This is a genomic window from Bremerella sp. JC817, assembly GCF_040718835.1.
Classification (GTDB): domain Bacteria; phylum Planctomycetota; class Planctomycetia; order Pirellulales; family Pirellulaceae; genus Bremerella.
In genome coordinates, this window is record NZ_JBFEFG010000157.1 from 1 (window position 1) to 416 (window position 416).

Annotated in this window: 1 protein-coding gene; it reads right to left on the minus strand. The window is 66.8% G+C overall.

Going from position 1 to position 416, the window contains the following annotated elements:
• Window positions 1-416, minus strand: a 416-nt coding sequence (locus tag AB1L30_RS00740) for a hypothetical protein (RefSeq protein ID WP_367011432.1), incomplete at both ends; no start/stop codon positions are given.

Genomic DNA, 416 nt, shown 5'->3' on the forward strand with positions numbered 1-416 from the left:
CCAGGTAGACCCCCTTCTTCTTCAGCGCACCGATCGCGGGGCCGATGCGATTCCGCACGACCGCTTGGCCATCAACGGTTAAGCCCGTGACCGTCTGTTTTCCATTGAGATTGATCCTCCCCCTGCCCTGTGCGCTGCCCCCTTTCCCCTCCGCGGGCGCCTCCAGATCGATCTGGATTTTCCCGTCGACGGAGATATCGCCGTTGGGCTGGACCGTCGCCGGTCCGACCCCGATTTCGACCTCAGCCTTGGCCGCCCCGGCCGTGGCCGTGGCCCTCTTCGTCGGCGCAAGCAATGGGCCGGTGAGGCTGAGGGCAAACGCCTGGCTCTCCTCAGGCTTGGTATCGAGCGCGGGGAGGTTGTTGTCCCGGGCCGTATTCTGGCCCCATGTCGCGGAGCCCAGGCCCGGGACGGCC